Source organism: Clostridium neonatale (genome assembly GCF_001458595.1).
GTDB classification, from domain to species: domain Bacteria; phylum Bacillota; class Clostridia; order Clostridiales; family Clostridiaceae; genus Clostridium; species Clostridium neonatale.
Genome location: NZ_LN890328.1, coordinates 865,645 through 884,492, shown reverse-complemented (window position 1 = coordinate 884,492; position 18,848 = coordinate 865,645). Strand labels below are relative to the sequence as shown.

The following is an 18,848-nucleotide window of genomic DNA, read 5'->3' as shown; positions in this document are numbered from 1 at the left end:
AGAAAATTAAAAAGTGAAAGGATAGATATTAATGCAATTAATAGGAATTTTAATAATTATAGTAGGGTTTGCACTTAAATTCGACACAATAGCAGTTGTTGTAGGTGCTGGTGTAATTACCGGGCTTGTTTCTGGTATGAGCATAACAGAAATACTTACAACACTTGGAGATTCATTTGTGACAAATAGAACTACGTGTTTATTTATGTTAACTTTACCTATAATAGGTTTATGTGAAAGATATGGCTTAAAAGCTAAAGCAATTAATCTTATAAAAAAAGCAAAAGGTTTATCTACTGGAAAGCTATTAAGCGGATACACATTAATAAGAGAAGCAACAATAGCTATGGGCGTTACACTTGGAGGCCATCCTCAATTTGTAAGACCTTTAATAAGTCCAATGGCAGAAGGAGCTTCAATAGCAGAATATGGTGAACTAGATCAAAAAGATATTGATAAAATCAGAGCCTACTCAGCTTCTTCTGATAACATCGGAAACTTTTTTGGTCAAAATGTATTTTTAGCCAATTCAGGTGTTCTTTTAATAGTCAGCACTTTAGAAGGTGTGGGAATAAATGTAGATCCACTTCAAATTGCTAAAGCATCAATACCGGTTGCTATTACAGCATTTGTTTTATGTGCTATAAGAAACTACCTTTTTGATAAAAAACTTCAAAAAAAATATTCTGCTAGAAGCAAATAAATTTAAGGAGATTAAAAGATCATGGATATATCGACAATTTCAAATATACTTCTTGAAGTATTTTACATAATGATTGGATTATATATGGCTGTTACTATGGTATTTACTTTAAAAGACAAAAACCATAAAACACGAATAGGTACTGCTTTATTTTGGGGTATAGTATCTGTAATTTTTATTTTTGGTAAATTAATACCTTCAATAATTACTGGTACTCTTATTATAATCATAGCTTTATTATCCGCATTCAAACAAATTAATATAGGAACTTTAAAGCAATTAGACAGTACTTTTACTAACTTAAAAGCTGAAAAATTAGGTTTGAAAATATTTATACCATCACTTACTATTGCCTTTGTTGCTATGATTATAGCTTCATTTACTCCACTTCCTGGAACTGTAGCTATCGGAATATCTTCAAGTGCTGCTTTAATACTTACATTTATATTAACAAAAGCAAAACCAGTTGAATTTGTTGAAGATAGTAATAGAATGTTCCAATCCGTAGGTGTATTTTCAATATTGCCTCAGCTTCTAGCTGCTTTAGGAGCACTCTTTACAGCTGCTGGAGTTGGTGATATAATTTCAAACCTTATATCTGGAATTATACCAGAAGGTAATGTATTATTTGGAGTTATTGCTTACTGCGTAGGTATGGTATTATTTACCGCAATTATGGGCAATGGGTTTGCTGCATTCTCTGTAATAACTGTCGGAATCGGTATCCCATTTGTATTCGCTCAAGGTGGTGATCCTGTAATTTGTTCTGCTTTAGCATTAACAGCTGGATTCTGTGGAACACTACTTACACCTATGGCTGCAAACTTTAATATGCTTCCAGTTGCACTTCTTGACATAGAAGATAAAAACTCAGTTATAAAGGCTCAAGCACCTTTAGCTATAGTTTTATTAATAATACATATTGTACTTATGTACACTTTAGGTTTTTAAATTATAGTCAAATCTTGTATTTGTCTGACCCAGTTTAGTCAAAAATTTAAATCTTTGATTTAATTATTTTACTTACACAAAGTGTACTCACGTTGGAGCCAATCACTTACTCCTACGAACAAATGTAATGTAAGTAGTGAGTTTCATTTAAGTGAGAGCCCCAATCTTGTATTTGGTTTCCCAAGCTTACTACTACGAATGTATATTAGTAATGAGTTTACTTTATATATCTACAATAAACGAAATCCACATAATTCTATGTAGATTTCAGCATAATACTTAAGGAGCTGATAATAATGAAAGTTTTAATAACAGGATTTGATTGTTTTGGTGGAGAAAGTATAAATCCAGCTTTAGAAGCTGTAAAAAAACTTCCTGATACCATAGAAGGAGCAGAAATAATTAAATTAGAAATTCCAACTGTATTTAGAAAATCATTAGAAAAAATTGAAGAAAATATAATAAAGTATAATCCAGATATAGTTCTTTCAATCGGTCAGGCTGGTGGAAGATTTGGAATAACACCTGAAAGAGTTGCAATAAACATTGATGACGCCAGAATTGAAGATAATGAAAAAAATCAACCAATCGATGTTGCAATATTTGAAGATGGCGAAAATGCTTATTTTAGTAACCTCCCTATAAAGGCTATGGTAAAGGAAATGAACGAATCTGGTATTCCTGCTTCAGTTTCAAATACCGCTGGAACTTTTGTATGTAATCATGTTATGTATGGCATACTTTATATGATAGATAAAAAATATCCAAACATAAAAGGTGGCTTTATACACGTTCCATACTTGCCTTTCCAAGTAGTAAATAAACCTAATACACCTTCTATGTCACTACTTGATATAACAAAAGGCTTAGAAATCTGTATTAAAGCGGCTCTAACTAATAATAATGATGTAAAAACTATTGGTGGTGAAATTTGTTAATGAATAATATAAATATTTTTGTTTATGGAAGTCTAAGAGAAGGTTTTTTTAATTATGATAAATATTTGAAAGGTAAAGTAATAAAAAATATTCCTGCTGTTTTAGAAGGAATGGATTTATATCATATGCCTTATAAGGGATATCCAGCTATAGTTCCAAATGAGCACAGTAAAGTCTTTGGTGAAATAGTCGTTGTTAAAGATTATGATGAAACTATAAGAGATATAGATGAAATGGAAGGTGTTATAGACCATAGGCACCCTGAAAATGAATACCATAAAGAGCTATTAACTGTTGAGCATTTAGATACTGGTATAAAAGAAGACTGCTATGTTTACTTTTATAATTTAGATAATGATTCAATTTTTAACGAAAAAGCTATACATATTCCAGATGGAGACTGGAAAAAATATATGTTAAATAAATAGCGATGTACTAAGTTTAGATTGAAATAATCGAAATAAAGTTCTAAAATTCTTAGACAGAGGATGTTCCAAAAATGTTTGTCCAAAACTTGTTTTTTGGGAGCAAACATTTTTAGGCACATCCTCTGTCTTTAGAATTTTGACCTTCAATTTTCCTACAATACGAGTATATCATATATTGAATTTCGGTTGTTATCCACTAAACTTTGATATTGCGTAATATATTTATACCATCCTTGTTTTTAGGAATAAACTTTTCCTACGTTTAATATGCCACTTTTATCAAAAATTCGTTTTATTTCATTCATATATTCAATATTATCTTCATTGGTAACTTCAATAAAATACTCTTTTTTATGAAGTCCAATTCCATGCTCACCTGATGGAAGTCCTTTAAATTCATGACTTTTCCCATAAAGTTCATATAAAAAGTCATGAGATTTCTTTTCCCATAGCTTTTCTTCTAAATGGTTTCTCAAAACACTTACATGTATATTTCCATCACCAGCATGACCAAAATAAATTAACTTAATGTTGTATTTTCTACCAAGTTCGCTTGTAAACTTAGCAAATTCAGATATTTTTGTTATTGGTACTACTATATCAATAGGTATGCTTTCATCATTTGCTTCAATAGCATTACACAAAGCTCCTCTTATTTTCCACGTATTTATTGCTTCTTCTTCATTTAAAATAATAAAATCTAAAGCATCAGAGTTTAAAAGCACTTTCTTTGCTTTCTCAGAATTTGATTTAATTTCTGACTCATCTCCATCAAATGTTAATAGTAAAAATGCTTCACCTTTATCAGAAGGCAGTTTAAGATCTAAAAATTTCTCTGAATTTTCAGCTACATTTCTTTCCATAAATTCTATGGCTGTAGGATTTGCACTGGCTTTAAGAATTTTTATAACAGAATTAACTCCATCTTCCAAATTATTAAATGGAACTAATACACTTATTGACTTTTCTGGTTTTGGTATTATTTTTAAAACTATCTTAGTAATAACTGCAAGAGTTCCTTCTGATCCTATAATTAAGTTTTTTAAATCCAGTCCTGTACTATTTTTTATAGTTTTACCACCAACAGTTATAGCTTTTCCATCACCAGTTACAACTTCCATTTCTCTTACATAATCTCTTGTAACTCCATATTTAACAGCTCTCATTCCGCCTGCATTTGTGCTGACATTTCCACCAATTGAAGCAGTTTTTTCTCCTGGATCTGGTGGATAAAAAAAATTTCTTTCTTCAACATAAGATTGTACATCTTTTAAAAGAACACCAGGCTCAACTGTTAATGTTAAATTTTCTTCATCTATTTCAAGTATTTTATTCATTTTTGAAAAATCTAGCACAATACCTCCATGAAGCGGTACAGTTGCTCCAGTAAGTCCAGTTCCAGCACCTCTTGGAGTTATATGAATTTTATTTACACTCGCATACTTTATTATATTTTGAACTTCTTGTGTTGATTTTACAAAAACTAGTGCATCGGCATGTCCATATTCTCTTTGTAAACTATCACTTAAATACTTTTTTTCAATTTTATCTCCAATGACAATTTGACTTTCATCTTTTACTATTTTTTTAAGTTCATTAATATCCATATTTCCCCTCCTATGTTAAAATCAATATTGGTTATTCCTAAATAATATTTGATCATAATTTTCTATCTTCTATAAACTTTTCCAGCTATTAAATCACCACTAATTTGAATAAATTGAACCAATATTACTAATATAGCCACAGTTACAATCATGACTCCAGTTTCATATCTATAATATCCGTATCTTATGGCAAGGTCTCCAATCCCGCCTCCACCAACAATTCCAGCCATTGCTGAAAAACCTATTAAACTTACAAGATTAACAGTTATTGCTCTTATTAAACTTGGAAGAGCTTCAACAATAAGAACATCTGTTAATATTAATTTAAAGCTTGCACCAGATGATATTGCCGCCTCAATTACTCCACTATCAACTTCACTAAATGCCCCTTCACTAAGTCTTGCAAAGAATGCAATAGATGCAATTGTTATAGGTACTGTTGCAGCTTCAGGTCCAATGCTTGATCCTACTATTAATTTTGTAACTGGTAATAATAACACTAACAATATTACAAATGGAAGTGAACGTATTATATTTATAATAAAACTTGCAATACCATTAATTATCTTGTTTTTAAAAAATAGTTTATTAGAAGTTAAATAAAGTATAAGTCCAATTGCTCCCCCTACAAACAAAGATATAATCATAGCTGTAACAATCATTTTAGAACTATCTAAAACTGCCTGCAAAAGTTCCACTTTTAAAATTTCTATTGTATTTTCCATCTATATCACCTCCAAATAATCATTAATTATTCTTTCAGTTTTTACCACATTATTCTTTATAAACTGCTTTGCTCTTGCTATTTCTTCCTTATCGCCAACTATACTTACAATCAAAGTTCCTATTGGTTTATTATCTATATAATCTATCTTTCCATGAATTATACTAATATCAACATTATAATTTTTAGCTACTTCTGATATTACAGGTTTTAAGCTATCATTTCCTTTATAATTTATTTTAATTATTTCGCCTTCACCTAATAAATCAAAAATTTCCCTTGGAAGATCAACACTTGAATTTTTATTAATTAAAGACTTAGTAACTTCATGTTTAGGATCAGAAAAAATTGAATATACATCATTAACTTCAACTATTTCTCCATTACTCATAACTGCTACCCTATTAAATAATTTCTTTGCCACTTCCATTTCATGAGTTATAAATACAATAGTAATATTTAGCTTATCATGTATATCCTTTAATAGATTAAGTATTTCTTCAGTATTTTCTAAATCCAATGCTGATGTAGCCTCATCACACAAAAGCACTTCTGGATTGTTAGCAATAGCTCTTGCAATACCTACTCTTTGTTTTTGCCCGCCACTTAAGTTTGCTGGATATACTTCTTTTTTGTCTTCAAGTTTAACTAAGCTTAGTAATTCATTGATTCTTTCATTTCTTTTATCTTTTGGATAATTATTTGCTTTTAAAACGAACTCTATATTTTCATATATTGTCTTTCCACTTATTAAATTAAATTGTTGAAATATCATTCCTATTTTTAATCTTTTTTCCCTAAGCTTGCTTCTGCTTATATTAGTTATATCTTCATCATCTATAATTACTTGTCCTGATGTAGGTTTTTGAAGTAAATTTATTATTCTGACAAGTGTACTCTTTCCCGCTCCACTTAATCCAACAATTCCAAAGATTTCACCTTTGTTTATTTTTAGATTCACATCTTTCACCGCTTGCACTTTTTTTCCTTTTATTTCAAATTCAACATTTATATCTTTCAATTCAATCATTCTTATCACCACCCATATAATTTTTTCTAACTTACAATAATATTGCCATTATCGTAAGCTAGATTTCTGCATTAATATGATAATATTACTTATATTTTAGTTTATATTACACTCTAATATAATTTAAAATTTTTTTCTTAATTATATTATTTCCACCATTCTGGTTTAGAAAAGTCTTTAAACTTACTGTTTTCTATTGCTGTTTTAAAATCATCTGATTCTATTACTTCTAAAAGATCTTTTCCTAGTTCTTTATCTAAATCTTCTGTTCTAACTACTACTACATTTTTATAATTTTCTGTTAATGGCTCTACAGCTAATGCCTTGCTATAATCAAAATCTGATGCAAATGCATAATTTCCCGGAACAAGTGCAGCATCTACACTATCTAAACTTCTTGCAAGTTGAGCACCTTCAACTTCAACGAACTCAATATTTTTAGTATTTTCTGCAATATCAAGTGTACTTGCTTTTGTTGCATCAACATTATCTTTTAACTTAATTAATCCATTAGCACTCAACACGTTTAATGCTCTTGCAAGATTTGATGCATCATTTGGAATAGCTATTTTTGCACCATCTGGAATTTTGTCAATTGAATCATATTTTTGTGAGAACATACCCATTCCAAGTGTTGGTACAGTTTTAACAGCTGAAATATCTAAATTATTATCAGCGCTAAATTTCTTTAAGTATTCTGTATGCTGCATTAAGTTTGCTTGAATTTCTCCATTATTTAAAGCTTGATCTGGTTGAATATAATCACTAAATTCCTTTACTGTGATTTTATATCCCTTTTTTTCAAGTAATGGTGTAAACACTTCCTTAATCATATCTCCATAAGGACCAGGGCAAACACCTACAATAATATCCTTTGAACTTCCACTTGAAGCTTGGTTATTACTCTCTGTACTTTTATCCTTTGCTCCTCCGCATGCAATTAAACTAATGCCTACTGCTGTTATTAATGATAATGCTCCTAATTTTTTTAAAATTTTCATATTTTATTCCCCCTATAATCTTCACTAAATTATTATTGCTTTTTATTTTTTAATTATAATAATTCTTATATAATTAGTCATATTTATTTTGATTTTTTATTTATATATTGTGATTTCAATGTACTTTCTTTTATTATTTACCTTTTCTTGAAATCACAATATATTGTTATATTTTATTTATCAGAATCTTAATTTAAATTACACCTACATTTATATATTAATTTACTTTTTCATATAATTTTTTAAATTCTCTAATCTTTTAAGTGCTTCTCTAAGAGTTGCTTCTGTTTTGGCAAAGTGTAATCTTATATAATTATTAACATTGCCTCTAAAGAAACTTGATCCTGGAACCGCTGCAACTCCTATTGTTCTTGCAAGCCATATACAGAATTCATAGTCATCTTCATATCCAAATTCTGATATATCAACCATAACGTAATAAGCACCTTGTGGTTCAAAATACTTTAATCCTATTTTATCTAAACCTTCTAAAAAGAATTTTCTTTTCTTATCATATAGATCTGTTAATCCATCATAATAATCTTGTCCAAATTCTAGTCCTTTAACAGCTGCTTCTTGAAGTGGCGCTGCTGCTCCAACTGTTAAGAAGTCATGAACCTTCTTACATTGTTCTATCACTTCTTTGCTTGCAATTATATATCCAAGTCGCCATCCAGTAATTGAGTATGTCTTTGATAATGAACTACATGATATTGTTCTTTCAAACATTCCAGGAAGTGAAGCTATGTAAGTATGTTTATATGGAGGATATACCAAATGTTCATACACTTCATCTGTTATTACAAAAGTATCAAACTCTATGGCAAGATCTGCAATGTACTGAAGTTCTTCCCTTGTAAATACCTTTCCTGTTGGATTTGATGGATTACAAAGAACAAGTGCTTTTGGATTTTGCTCAAATGCATGTCTTAATTCATCTTTATCAAATGTAAAAGTTGGTGGTTTAAGCTCAACATATATTGGCTCAGAACCTGAAAGAACTGTATCTGCTGTATAGTTTTCATAAAATGGTGAAAATACAATTACTTTATCATCTATATTACAAACACTCATCATTGCAGCCATCATTGCTTCTGTACTTCCACATGTAACTACTATATTTTCTTTAGGATCAATATGAATTCCCATAAACTTTTCTTGCTTAGCTGCAAGCTTTTCTCTAAAATTTTGTGCTCCCCATGTTATTGAATATTGATGAGGTCCTTCATCTGCCACTTCTTTTAATCTATCTGTTATTTCTTTTGGTGGATCAAAATCCGGAAATCCTTGTGATAAGTTTATAGCACCACATTCTTCAGAAACTCTTGTCATAGCTCTAATGACTGATTCTGTAAATCCATCTAATCTTCCACTTAATTTTGCCATATATATGCCCCCTTCTAATGCTATCAAGTTACTAAGAATTAAATAAAAATAAAACGCCAGAGAATAAACTCTAGCGTAATAATCACCATAAAATTCATCCTCTTATCTATCAGTTATAAAAAATAACTGCAGGAATTAGCACCATTATATATAGTAAATGAACTAATATATCGGTTGCTGGGCTTCATAGGGCCAGTCCCTCCACCACTCTTGATAAGTTATATATTCAATTGTTAGTTGATGAATTTAGTATATATTTATTTTCTTAAAATGTCAATATATTCTTTAGATAAATTTATAATATTAACTTATTTATTCCATAATATAAATATAAGATATACTAAGTTTAAAGTAAAATAATCAAAATAAAGCACTTATATGGTGCTCACTTGTTACAAATAATGAATCTAATAATTTAAACATCAATGATTGTACCCAAAACTGTTTGAGTCATCTAAAATCAGACAAAAAATTTTGGAACAATCATTAATGTAAAAATTCTATAGCTTTATTTTTGAATTTAAGACACCCATGAACCGAGAACCTAAATCTTGTATTTGGCTCGAATCGCTAGCATTTATTATGTAATAAGCGACTCTATAAATTACCAGAATTGTATTTTCACGCATAAACAAAAGAAACTTAGTATTTATGATTTTATAGAAAACAAAGAAATTCAATATATGAATATACGTAGTATTGTATTAAAAATTGAAGTTATTAAATTCTTAGACAGAGGCTGTTCCAAAATTGTTTGTCCAAAACTTGTTTTTTGGACAAACAGTTTTGGGCACAACCTCTGTCTTTTGAATTTTTAACTTCAATTTTCCTACAATACGAGTATATCATATATTGAATTTCGGTTGTTATCCACTAACCTCTGACACTCGTAATTTATTTACTGTATAAGCGGTTGATTGCACTTAGCATTGCCTTAATAGATGCTCTTGTAATATTACTATCTACACCAACACCAAATGTTTTTTCTTTATTATCATTTCTTTGCATATAAACATAAGATGCTGCCTTTGCTTCAGAACCTGTACTCATAGCATGTTCATTATAATCAATTATTTTAACATCTATATCAATATTTTTTCCTATAGCATTTTTAAATGCATCAATAGGCCCATTACCTATACCTTCTATACTTCTAGATTGTCCATCATAAACAACATTCATATTTACTTTAGTATCATTATCCCCATTAGTTTCAGAATAATCAAAGAACTGACATTTATCAAGCTTTAGAGCATCTTGTCTTTCTAGATATTCACGAGTAAATGCATCCATAACTTCAGTAGGTGAAACTTCTCCTTTTCCTTCTGAAATCTTTTGAATAACATCTGCAAACTCTTTCTGCATAGTCTTAGGTAGCTTAAATCCATAGCAATGGTCCATTACAAATGCCACTCCACCTTTACCTGATTGACTGTTAATTCTAACTAATGCCTCATATTCGCGGCCTAAATCACTTGGGTCTATTGGTAAGTATGGAACCTGCCATATTCCATCATGTCTTTCTTCATACTTCTTCATCCCTTTATTTATAGCATCTTGGTGAGATCCTGAGAACGCTGTAAATACTAAGTTACCTGCATAAGGATGTCTTACATGTACAGGTATTTTAACGCATCTTTCATATACTTCTACTATTTCATCAATATTTTCAATATTAAGCTCTGGATTTACTCCATGCGAAAACATATTATAAGCCACAGTTAAAATATCAACATTACCGGTTCTTTCTCCATTACCAAGAAGTGTTCCCTCTACTCTATCTGCACCTGCAAGAAGAGCAAGCTCAGCATCAGCAACACCTGTACCTCTATCATTATGTGGATGAACACTTAATATGATTCTTTCTCTGTCTTTAAAATGCTTAGACACCCATTCAATTTGATCAGCATACACATTTGGCGTATCCATCTGTACAGTTGATGGTAAATTTATAATTATTTTATTTTCTTTAGTAGCTTCCCATACATCTGCAACTGCATCACAGATTTCAAGAGCATATTCAACTTCTGTTCCTGTAAAGCTTTCTGGTGAATATTCAAGTACTATCTTTCCATCAAATTTTTCTACATATCCCTTTACAAGTTTAGTTCCTTCAACTGCAATTTGCTTTATTTCTTCCTTACTCATATTAAAAACAACATCTCTTTGAAGAACTGAAGTTGAATTATATATATGAACAATAGCTTTATTTAAGCCTTTTAAACTTTCAAATGTTTTTTCTATAAGGTGAGGTCTTGCTTGTGTTAAAACTTGTACATAAACATCATCCGGAATAAGATTTTCGTCTATTAATTTTCTTAAGAAATCATATTCAATTTGTGATGCAGAAGGAAATCCGACTTCAATTTCCTTAAATCCAAGCTTAACAAGTAAATTAAAAAATTCTACTTTTTCTTCCACAGTCATAGGATTAATAAGTGCTTGATTCCCATCTCTTAGATCAACACTACACCAAATTGGTGCCTTCTTTATTTCATTATTTGGCCATGTTCTTTCCTTATAGTTTATTGTTTCAAATCTCTTATACTTTTTATAATTTAACATTTTTTGCCCCCCAAAATATATTTATTATAAAGCTCTTTCCACATGCATTTTTAAATCGCAGATATAGCCCCTCAACCACTCCACGTATCTTCATAATAAATATAATCGTTCTATCTACGGTGTTATTAACCCCACAAGAATCACTCCTTTGTATTTTGAATATTAAGTGTATTTTAACACACCGATGAAGGTATGTAAATATTTTATACAAATAGCCATCACTTTTTTAATATATAACCTGTTATTTTATAAAATTCATAACCTTTTTATAAATATCAACATTTTTTTCTTTATAATTAAGTTCCCTTTTATGCTTAATTTAATATACTAGCAATATAGCAATTATTTTAGGAGAAAAAGAAAATATGAATTATTTTTCGCCTATTTTACTTACCATTACAGCATGTTTACCTATTATAAGTGCTACTCACAATTTAAAAGTAAATTCAATATCCATCCATAAATCAAGTTCTACTTTTATAAGTATACTTGTAACTATTGGAACATTTCTTTCTATGCTTTTAGGTAATTTAATTAGTATTCTATTAGGTTCTTATATATCAAATATTTTTGGAATTGTATTACTGTTTATCATAAGCATATATTTTCTTTGTGAATATAAAAGACATCATGAATATTTCTTAGGATATGATACATCATTTTATTATGAAACTAACCTTAAATATAAAAATATACTGGAAAATCCAAAATGTTTAGATAAAAATAATTCTAAATTAATTGATATTCCTAAAAGCATTCCTTTTGCATATGCAATTGTAATAAACAGTTTTTCTTTATTTTTTAGTGCAGGAGTAATTCATATAAATTTGGATTTATGCTTGATTTTTATTTTTTTATTTTCTCTACTTTCATTTTACCTTGAATGTTTCATAATTAAGTTTAAATTCTTTAGATTTATTTTAAGATATAACATTTTGATTACTGGAATTCTATTACTCATAATGAGTATATATGAGTATGGTTTAATATTTCATATCATTTCTTAAAATTGTATGCCTCACAACAAAAATAAAGGACGTACTAAGTTTAGTGTGAATAACCGAAATAAAGCTCTTATGAGGTGCTCGCTTGCTACAAAAATGAAGCTAAGAATTCAAACATGCAGACTTGCACCCACAAATGTTTGCTCCAATATAAAATTGGACAAACAATTGTGGAACAAGTCTACATGAAGAATTCTAAAGCTCAATTTTTGAATGCAAGACACCGCACACATAAGAGCTTTATTTCTTTGTTTCATCTAAATTCAGAGTATCCGTATTATTGCTGCTATACATAAATACATTTTTAAATTAAGGAATAGTTATTTATAGATATTAAAGATTTAAAAAGTTAACATTTTACCATTTTTTAAAAGATATAGATTTATAAATATCAGAATATAAATCCTTACGAATGTGCACTTATAAGGAAACCTATTCATCATTATATGAATAGGGGCTATACTGCTAAGTTCGTACCTCAGCAAGCATTATATGCCAAAGAGCAGCTATACTGTAATTCGGAACTTTTCTTATATATTGGGGAATACTTGGATTTTCTAAGTAGCCACATAAATTATAACTAAAATAAATTAGATGTCTATGATTTTAGAGAAAAACAAAGAAATTCAATATATGAATACCCGACTCACATTCGTTCGCGGGGTAAGCGATTCACACCAAATCAAAGATTTGGGTTCTCTGCTTATGCGTAGTATTGTATTGAAAATTTGAGTTATTAAATTCTTAGACAGAGGTTGTTCCAAAATTGTTTGTCCAACACTTGTTGTTGGAGCAAACTGTTTTGGGCAAACCTCTTTCATTAGAATTTTTGGCTGAAATATTTACGCAATCGAGCATATCATATATTGAATTTCGGTTGTTATCCACTAAACCATGATTCTACGTCCTTTATTTATATTGCCCAACATCTACTTTGCTAATTTAATAAATTTTTAATATTAAAACCGATTTATTTATTATAATTTATACTGTAAAATATAATATTATAGAAAGGAGTTATTATATGAAAATCGAAATTGACAAAAAACTTATAAAATATGGAATTTATGTTGCTGTTACTTCTATTTCAATATATATTGCATATTTAATCATCTCAAATATTGGAGATATCTTCGGCAAGTCCTTAGATATTTTAAGAAATATATATAAGTTAATAAAGCCGTTGTTTTTTGCATTCATAATAGCGTATTTATTATTTCCAATAACGAAGGCTATAGAAAATTTTCTTAAAAATAATACAATTTTTCAAGTAAAAAAAGAATCATCTCGAAGAATTTTAGCTATACTGTTTTCTTACCTTTCCGTTATTGGGATAATACTCGGGCTGCTTTGTGGAATCTACTTTATGATTGGAGGACAGATTTCAAATAATATAACTATCTCTAATATTGTTGATGAAATTTCTCTGTACCTAAACTCAAATTTGTTTAATAGTACATCAATAAGTGATACAATCAGAAATTTAAATATTCCATTTATTAAGGAATTAGAGCCTTATATTTTAGAATCACTTCAATATGTACAACAATATATTGCCAGCAATTTAGGTAATTTTACTTCATACATATTAAGCATAGGAAGTGGAATCGCTACATTTTTTATTTCATTAATACTAAGTATTTATATATTAAAAGATTCAGAATATTTTATAAATCTTTGGAAAAAACTATACAATTTAGTTTTTAGAAAAAGTAAGCTTGGTGGAAAAATCGCATATGTTTTCAAAACAATTCATGAAACTTTTGCTAAATTTATTAAAGGTCAATTATTAGAAGCATTCTTTGTTGGAGTTTTATCTGCAATCGCACTAGAGATTGTTGGAATTGATTATGCTTTTATAATAGGTGTAATAGCTGGAATATGTAATATGATTCCTTATGTAGGACCAATTGTTGGTACTATACTTGCTGCCATAATGGGTTTATTAAGTGGAAATCCATTAAAAATTCTTTATGCAATAATTTCTATGCTTGTTGTTCAACAAATAGATAACAATCTTCTTGCACCTAAAATAGTTGGCGACAGTGTTGGTCTTCATCCAGTTTTCACAATGATGGCAATCCTTATTGGTGGAAATATAGGTGGTTTATTTGGAATGCTTTTATCTGTTCCTATAGCCGCATCATTTAGAGTTTTATTTAATAATTGGTATGACTCATACATAAAAACACATGAAAAATTAAAGTCATAACCTAAATAAGTTGCAAAAACAACTTTCAATAAAAAATTATCAATGATGAATAAGGATAGCATTGTATCAAAAATTTGAGTAAAAATTCTTAAACAGAGGCTGTTCCAAAAACAACTTGCTTTTGAAGCAAATTGTTTTTGGAACAGCCTCTATTTTTAGAATTTTCACTCAAATTTTCCTACAATCGAGCTTATCATATATTGAATTTAGGTTATTTTACTCTAAACTTAGTATGTCCCTTATTTAATTTATAAAGTGATTTTTACTTCCTGTCCATCAGCTGTTTCTAGTTCTACAATCTTCATTCCTTTATATTCTCTAGAACTTCTTTTAACACATTTAATTGCTTCTATTATTAACACCTTTAATTCATCTGTTAGTTCTTTATTAGGTATATGCCTAATAATAAATCCACATAAAGATAAAGGAATAAGTATAGTAAATCTTATTTTATCTGCTTTTATTGAAACCTTCATAATAGTGCCTCTATTCTATAACTACCTTCACTATATCACCTTTATTAGAAGTTACATCAACAATCTCTCCCATTGCTTCATTATCAAGACAAGTTACTATTGTATTCATTAATTGTTCTATATCTACTCCATCCAATCCTTCTGTTTTAATTGGAAGTTTTCCTGTAACCTTAAGAACTTCTCTTATTATTTTGATAGGAAGCTGTACATTAACTTTATCACCTTCTGCCCTTAATACTTTTATTCTTAAAAATTTGTCTTCATAATTCTTATTTTCACTGATTACAATTTGTGCATCACTATCATTTGTTCTATTTGAATTATTTAGTGCATCAATAAGGTCTTTTGCCTTATCAGCAGTTATTTTCCCTTCCTCAACCATCTTTAAAACTCTCAAAACTTCTTCATTCATAATAATATCCTCCATTTTTTATAATTTATTTTGATATTTTTTGCCCTAATATATTTTTTAAAATTGTGTTTTCTTATTCTTTTAATTTATTAATTGCTTCATCTGGAGATATTTCACCCTTTTCAAGTGCATCCAATATATTATTATTATCTTGTCTTAATCTAGGCTCTTTCATCTCTTTTACTGGATATCCTAATGCTGCAATAACTTCATCTAGCTTTGATCTAACAGTTGGATATGATATTCCGAGCTCTCTTTCTACTTCCTTTATACTTCCCCTGCATTTTATAAAAGTTTCTATAAAATAAAGCTGTTCTTTATTTAAATAATCAAATTTAGATAACTTGAATTCATTTTCTATAACAGTATTACAACTATTACATCTTAATTTAGTTGCCACAAGCTTCTTAGCACATATTGGACATCTACTTATTATCTCATGCATTAAATCATCTCCATTCCTTAATAATAATTTATCACTATTTATAAAATTTGTAAATAGACAATATTAATTTTTTTAATATTTCCATTAATTTTATTTATTTATAAACTTATAAAATCAAAAATATTAATTTATATTTTAATTTTTTTAATAAATATAATTTCCTAAAGAATAAAAAAGACAGCCTACCTTAAGTAGACTGTCTTTAATCTATAACTATTTCTTTTTAGATTTTTTAGTTTCTTCTTTTTTTATATCATAAGCATTTATATACATTTCTTTAAGCTCACTCATAAGTGGATATCTTGGGTTAGCTCCAGTACATTGATCATCAAATGCCTGTTCTACCATTTCATCTAAGCTTGCATAGAATTTATCTTCAGATACACCAGCTTCTTTAATTGTTTTTGGCATATTTACTTTTACTTGTAATTCTTCTACAGCTCTAATTAATAATTGAACTTTTTCTTCTGTAGTATTTCCACCAAGTCCTAAATAATCAGCAATCTTAGCATATCTGCCTGCTGCACTTGGATATTTATATTGAGCAAATGCTGCCTGCTTAGTTGGAGCATCTGTAGCATTAAACTTAATTACTTCATTTAATAATAATGAGTTTGCCATACCATGTGGTAAGTGATGGAATGCACCTAGCTTATGAGCCATTGAGTGGCAAATTCCAAGGAAAGCATTTGAGAACGCCATACCAGCGATACATGATGCATGCGCCATTTTTTCTCTTGCTTTAACATTAGTTGTTCCTTCACTATATGCAAGTGGTAAATATTTAAATACTAATCTTATTGCTTCAAGCGCCATACCATTTGTATATTCAGATGCCATTATTGAAACATAAGCTTCCATAGCATGAACTAATACATCTATACCAGCACAAGCTGTTAACCCCTTTGGTGAACTCATCATAAGTTCAGCATCAACTATAGCCATATCTGGTGTTAAAGCGTAGTCAGCAAGTGGATATTTTATTCCTGTTTCTTCATCTGTTATAACTGCAAATGGAGTAACTTCTGAACCAGTTCCTGCTGATGTAGCAATTGAAACCATCATAGCTTTAACGCCCATTTCAGGGAATTTATATACTCTCTTTCTTATATCCATGAATCTCATAGCTAAATCTTCAAATCTAACTTCTGGATGTTCATACATAACATGCATTATCTTAGCAGCATCCATAGCTGATCCACCACCAAGAGCTATTATTGTATCTGGTTCAAAGCTTAACATTTCCTTAGCTCCAGCTTTTGCACATCTTAAAGTTGGATCTGGTTCAACATCACAGAATATTCTATATTGTATTTTGTTTGCATCTAAAATTTCTGTAATTTTATTAGTGTATCCAAGTTCGAACAATACCTTATCTGTTACTATGAATGCCTTTTTCTTACCCATATCACTTAATTCATTTAAAGCAATTGGTAAACATCCATATTTAAAATAAGTTTTTTCAGGAACTCTAAACCAAAGCATATTTTCTCTCCTCTTAGCTATAGTTTTTACATTTATTAAATGCTTAGGACCAACGTTTTCTGAAACTGAGTTTCCTCCCCATGATCCACATCCTAATGTTAAAGATGGTGCAAGTTTAAAGTTAAATAAATCACCTATAGCTCCTTGAGATGCTGGCATGTTTATTAATGTTCTTGCAGTTTTCATTCTAGCACCGAAGGCTGATATTCTATCTTTTGATTTTATTTCATCTGTGTAAAGTACTGATGTGTGACCCATTCCACCAAGAACTATTAATCTATCAGCCTTATCTAAAGCTTCTTCAAATGTTTTAACTTTGTACATTGCAAGTACTGGTGATAATTTTTCGTGTGAGAATGGTTCTTCAAGCTCTACTGAAGTAACTTCACCTACTAATACCTTAGAAGTTTCCGGCACATCTACACCTGCCATTTTAGCAATTTTATATGCAGATTGACCAACCATGTTGGCATTTAATCCGCCTTTTTCATTTAAGATAATCTTTCTTACCTTATCTATTTCTTCACCTTTTAAGATATAAGCTCCTCTTTCACTTAATTCTTTCTTAACTTCATCATAAACTTCTTCTAATACAACAAGTGATTGTTCTGATGCGCAAATCACTCCATTATCAAAAGTTTTTGATAAAAGAATTGAGTTCACTGCCATTTTAATATGTGCAGTCTCATCTATTATCGCTGGAGTGTTTCCTGCTCCAACCCCTAAAGCTGGTCTTCCTGATGAATAAGCTGCCTTAACCATTGCAGGGCCACCTGTAGCAAGTATTATATCTGACTCTCTCATAACATTTTGTGATAATTCTACTGATGGTTCATCAATCCATCCTATTATTCCTTCTGGAGCTCCAGCTTTAACTGCTGCATCTAAAACTATTTTAGCAGCTTCAATTGTAGCATTTTTAGCTCTTGGATGTGGTGATATAATTATTGCATTTCTTGTTTTAAGTGCAATTAACGTCTTAAATATTGCTGTTGAAGTTGGGTTTGTTGTTGGAACTATAGCTGCTATAACACCTATCGGCTCTGCAACTTTAGTAATACCATATGTGTGATCCTCTTCTAGAACTCCACAAGTTTTCATATCTTTATATTGGTTGTAAATATATTCAGCCGCAAAGTGGTTTTTTATAACCTTATCTTCAACTATACCCATTCCAGTTTCTTCTACTGCCATTTTAGCTAATTTAATTCTGTTATTATTAGCTGCCATAGCCGCTTGTCTAAATATTTCATCAACTTGTTCCTGAGTAAAGTTTGCGAATTCTTTTTGTGCTACTCTTAATGCTTCAATTCTTGCTGTCAATTCTTGTGGGTTTGTAACTTTCATTCCCATACCTCCTAGTAAATTCACTAAAAAATTTATCTTGTGATATTTTTAACACTTTTCACAAATCAATTCTAGTCTATTGTTTGTCTTTTGTCAAACAATTTTGAATTATTTTTAAATTTTATTTAATTATA

General features: G+C 29.6%; 16 protein-coding genes and 1 riboswitch. Of the genes, 6 read left to right on the top strand and 10 right to left on the bottom strand.

All coding sequences use genetic code 11. The features are described 5' to 3' along the window. The first annotated feature begins 31 nt into the window (after nt 1-31). The 4 genes from BN2920_RS11235 to BN2920_RS11220 all read left to right on the top strand — a co-directional run bounded on the left by BN2920_RS11235 (nt 32) and on the right by BN2920_RS11220 (nt 3,020). A complete protein-coding gene (locus BN2920_RS11235; protein WP_058295097.1) occupies nt 32-703 on the top strand; it encodes a DUF969 domain-containing protein in 672 nt (223 codons plus the stop codon). A gap of 21 nt (nt 704-724) precedes the next feature. Continuing rightward, nucleotides 725-1,654 carry a DUF979 domain-containing protein gene (locus BN2920_RS11230; protein WP_058295096.1) on the top strand — a complete coding sequence of 310 codons (930 nt, stop codon included), beginning with the start codon at nt 725-727 and terminating at the stop codon, nt 1,652-1,654. A 296-nt stretch (nt 1,655-1,950) separates the two neighbouring features. Beyond that, on the top strand, nt 1,951-2,592 hold the full coding sequence (gene pcp / locus BN2920_RS11225; protein ID WP_058295095.1) for a pyroglutamyl-peptidase I: 642 nt from the start codon (nt 1,951-1,953) through the stop codon (nt 2,590-2,592). After that, nucleotides 2,592-3,020 (top strand): gamma-glutamylcyclotransferase family protein, encoded by a 429-nt coding sequence (locus BN2920_RS11220; protein WP_058296903.1) that lies wholly within the window; start codon nt 2,592-2,594, stop codon nt 3,018-3,020. Before pcp ends, BN2920_RS11220 begins: the two co-directional genes overlap by 1 nt. Nucleotides 3,021-3,259: 239 nt before the next feature. On the opposite strand, the gene BN2920_RS11215 is transcribed toward BN2920_RS11220, so the two are convergent. From BN2920_RS11215 to leuA, 6 genes are all read right to left on the bottom strand, one after another. Beyond that, nucleotides 3,260-4,627 (bottom strand): FAD-binding oxidoreductase, encoded by a 1,368-nt coding sequence (locus tag BN2920_RS11215; protein ID WP_058295094.1) that lies wholly within the window; start codon nt 4,625-4,627, stop codon nt 3,260-3,262. Nucleotides 4,628-4,689: 62 nt separating this feature from the next. After that, a complete protein-coding gene (locus BN2920_RS11210) occupies nt 4,690-5,352 on the bottom strand; it encodes a methionine ABC transporter permease (RefSeq protein ID WP_058295093.1) in 663 nt (220 codons plus the stop codon). Beyond that, on the bottom strand, nt 5,353-6,381 hold the full coding sequence (locus BN2920_RS11205; protein WP_058295092.1) for a methionine ABC transporter ATP-binding protein: 1,029 nt from the start codon (nt 6,379-6,381) through the stop codon (nt 5,353-5,355). 146 nt (nt 6,382-6,527) lie between these two features. After that, a complete protein-coding gene (locus tag BN2920_RS11200; protein WP_058295091.1) occupies nt 6,528-7,382 on the bottom strand; it encodes a MetQ/NlpA family ABC transporter substrate-binding protein in 855 nt (284 codons plus the stop codon). 222 nt (nt 7,383-7,604) lie between these two features. Next, on the bottom strand, nt 7,605-8,768 hold the full coding sequence (locus BN2920_RS11195; protein ID WP_058295090.1) for a pyridoxal phosphate-dependent aminotransferase: 1,164 nt from the start codon (nt 8,766-8,768) through the stop codon (nt 7,605-7,607). Between the two features lie 99 nt (nt 8,769-8,867). Further along, nucleotides 8,868-8,988: riboswitch (SAM riboswitch) on the bottom strand. Between the two features lie 674 nt (nt 8,989-9,662). Next, nucleotides 9,663-11,333 carry a 2-isopropylmalate synthase gene (gene leuA, locus BN2920_RS11190; protein ID WP_058295089.1) on the bottom strand — a complete coding sequence of 557 codons (1,671 nt, stop codon included), beginning with the start codon at nt 11,331-11,333 and terminating at the stop codon, nt 9,663-9,665. 365 nt (nt 11,334-11,698) lie between these two features. Between leuA and BN2920_RS11180 the strand changes: the two genes are divergently transcribed. Further along, nucleotides 11,699-12,340, top strand: coding sequence for an MntP/YtaF family protein (locus BN2920_RS11180; RefSeq protein ID WP_058295087.1), 642 nt, complete (start codon nt 11,699-11,701; stop codon nt 12,338-12,340). A gap of 1,021 nt (nt 12,341-13,361) precedes the next feature. Next, nucleotides 13,362-14,549, top strand: a complete 1,188-nt coding sequence (locus BN2920_RS11175) for an AI-2E family transporter (RefSeq protein ID WP_058295086.1) — start codon at nt 13,362-13,364, stop codon at nt 14,547-14,549. 248 nt (nt 14,550-14,797) lie between these two features. Here the strand turns inward: BN2920_RS11175 and BN2920_RS11170 are convergent, their stop codons facing one another. From BN2920_RS11170 to adhE, 4 genes are all read right to left on the bottom strand, one after another. Next, a complete protein-coding gene (locus tag BN2920_RS11170) occupies nt 14,798-15,025 on the bottom strand; it encodes a hypothetical protein (protein ID WP_058295085.1) in 228 nt (75 codons plus the stop codon). A gap of 10 nt (nt 15,026-15,035) precedes the next feature. Then, nucleotides 15,036-15,437 (bottom strand): SHOCT-like domain-containing protein, encoded by a 402-nt coding sequence (locus BN2920_RS11165; RefSeq protein ID WP_058295084.1) that lies wholly within the window; start codon nt 15,435-15,437, stop codon nt 15,036-15,038. 73 nt (nt 15,438-15,510) lie between these two features. Then, nucleotides 15,511-15,882 (bottom strand): DUF2089 domain-containing protein, encoded by a 372-nt coding sequence (locus BN2920_RS11160; protein WP_058295083.1) that lies wholly within the window; start codon nt 15,880-15,882, stop codon nt 15,511-15,513. A gap of 213 nt (nt 15,883-16,095) precedes the next feature. Beyond that, nucleotides 16,096-18,714 (bottom strand): bifunctional acetaldehyde-CoA/alcohol dehydrogenase, encoded by a 2,619-nt coding sequence (adhE, locus tag BN2920_RS11155; RefSeq protein WP_058295082.1) that lies wholly within the window; start codon nt 18,712-18,714, stop codon nt 16,096-16,098. Nucleotides 18,715-18,848: the final 134 nt, after the last annotated feature.

Coding starts and splice junctions, on each gene's coding strand:
- BN2920_RS11170 (WP_058295085.1), bottom strand. CDS start 15,025: ATGAAGGTTTCAATAAAAGCAGATAAAATAAGATTTACTATACTTATT.
- BN2920_RS11215 (WP_058295094.1), bottom strand. CDS start 4,627: ATGGATATTAATGAACTTAAAAAAATAGTAAAAGATGAAAGTCAAATT.
- BN2920_RS11210 (WP_058295093.1), bottom strand. CDS start 5,352: ATGGAAAATACAATAGAAATTTTAAAAGTGGAACTTTTGCAGGCAGTT.
- leuA (WP_058295089.1), bottom strand. CDS start 11,333: ATGTTAAATTATAAAAAGTATAAGAGATTTGAAACAATAAACTATAAG.
- BN2920_RS11235 (WP_058295097.1), top strand. CDS start 32: ATGCAATTAATAGGAATTTTAATAATTATAGTAGGGTTTGCACTTAAA.
- BN2920_RS11200 (WP_058295091.1), bottom strand. CDS start 7,382: ATGAAAATTTTAAAAAAATTAGGAGCATTATCATTAATAACAGCAGTA.
- pcp (WP_058295095.1), top strand. CDS start 1,951: ATGAAAGTTTTAATAACAGGATTTGATTGTTTTGGTGGAGAAAGTATA.
- BN2920_RS11160 (WP_058295083.1), bottom strand. CDS start 15,882: ATGCATGAGATAATAAGTAGATGTCCAATATGTGCTAAGAAGCTTGTG.
- BN2920_RS11175 (WP_058295086.1), top strand. CDS start 13,362: ATGAAAATCGAAATTGACAAAAAACTTATAAAATATGGAATTTATGTT.
- BN2920_RS11220 (WP_058296903.1), top strand. CDS start 2,592: ATGAATAATATAAATATTTTTGTTTATGGAAGTCTAAGAGAAGGTTTT.
- adhE (WP_058295082.1), bottom strand. CDS start 18,714: ATGAAAGTTACAAACCCACAAGAATTGACAGCAAGAATTGAAGCATTA.
- BN2920_RS11180 (WP_058295087.1), top strand. CDS start 11,699: ATGAATTATTTTTCGCCTATTTTACTTACCATTACAGCATGTTTACCT.
- BN2920_RS11195 (WP_058295090.1), bottom strand. CDS start 8,768: ATGGCAAAATTAAGTGGAAGATTAGATGGATTTACAGAATCAGTCATT.
- BN2920_RS11230 (WP_058295096.1), top strand. CDS start 725: ATGGATATATCGACAATTTCAAATATACTTCTTGAAGTATTTTACATA.
- BN2920_RS11205 (WP_058295092.1), bottom strand. CDS start 6,381: ATGATTGAATTGAAAGATATAAATGTTGAATTTGAAATAAAAGGAAAA.
- BN2920_RS11165 (WP_058295084.1), bottom strand. CDS start 15,437: ATGAATGAAGAAGTTTTGAGAGTTTTAAAGATGGTTGAGGAAGGGAAA.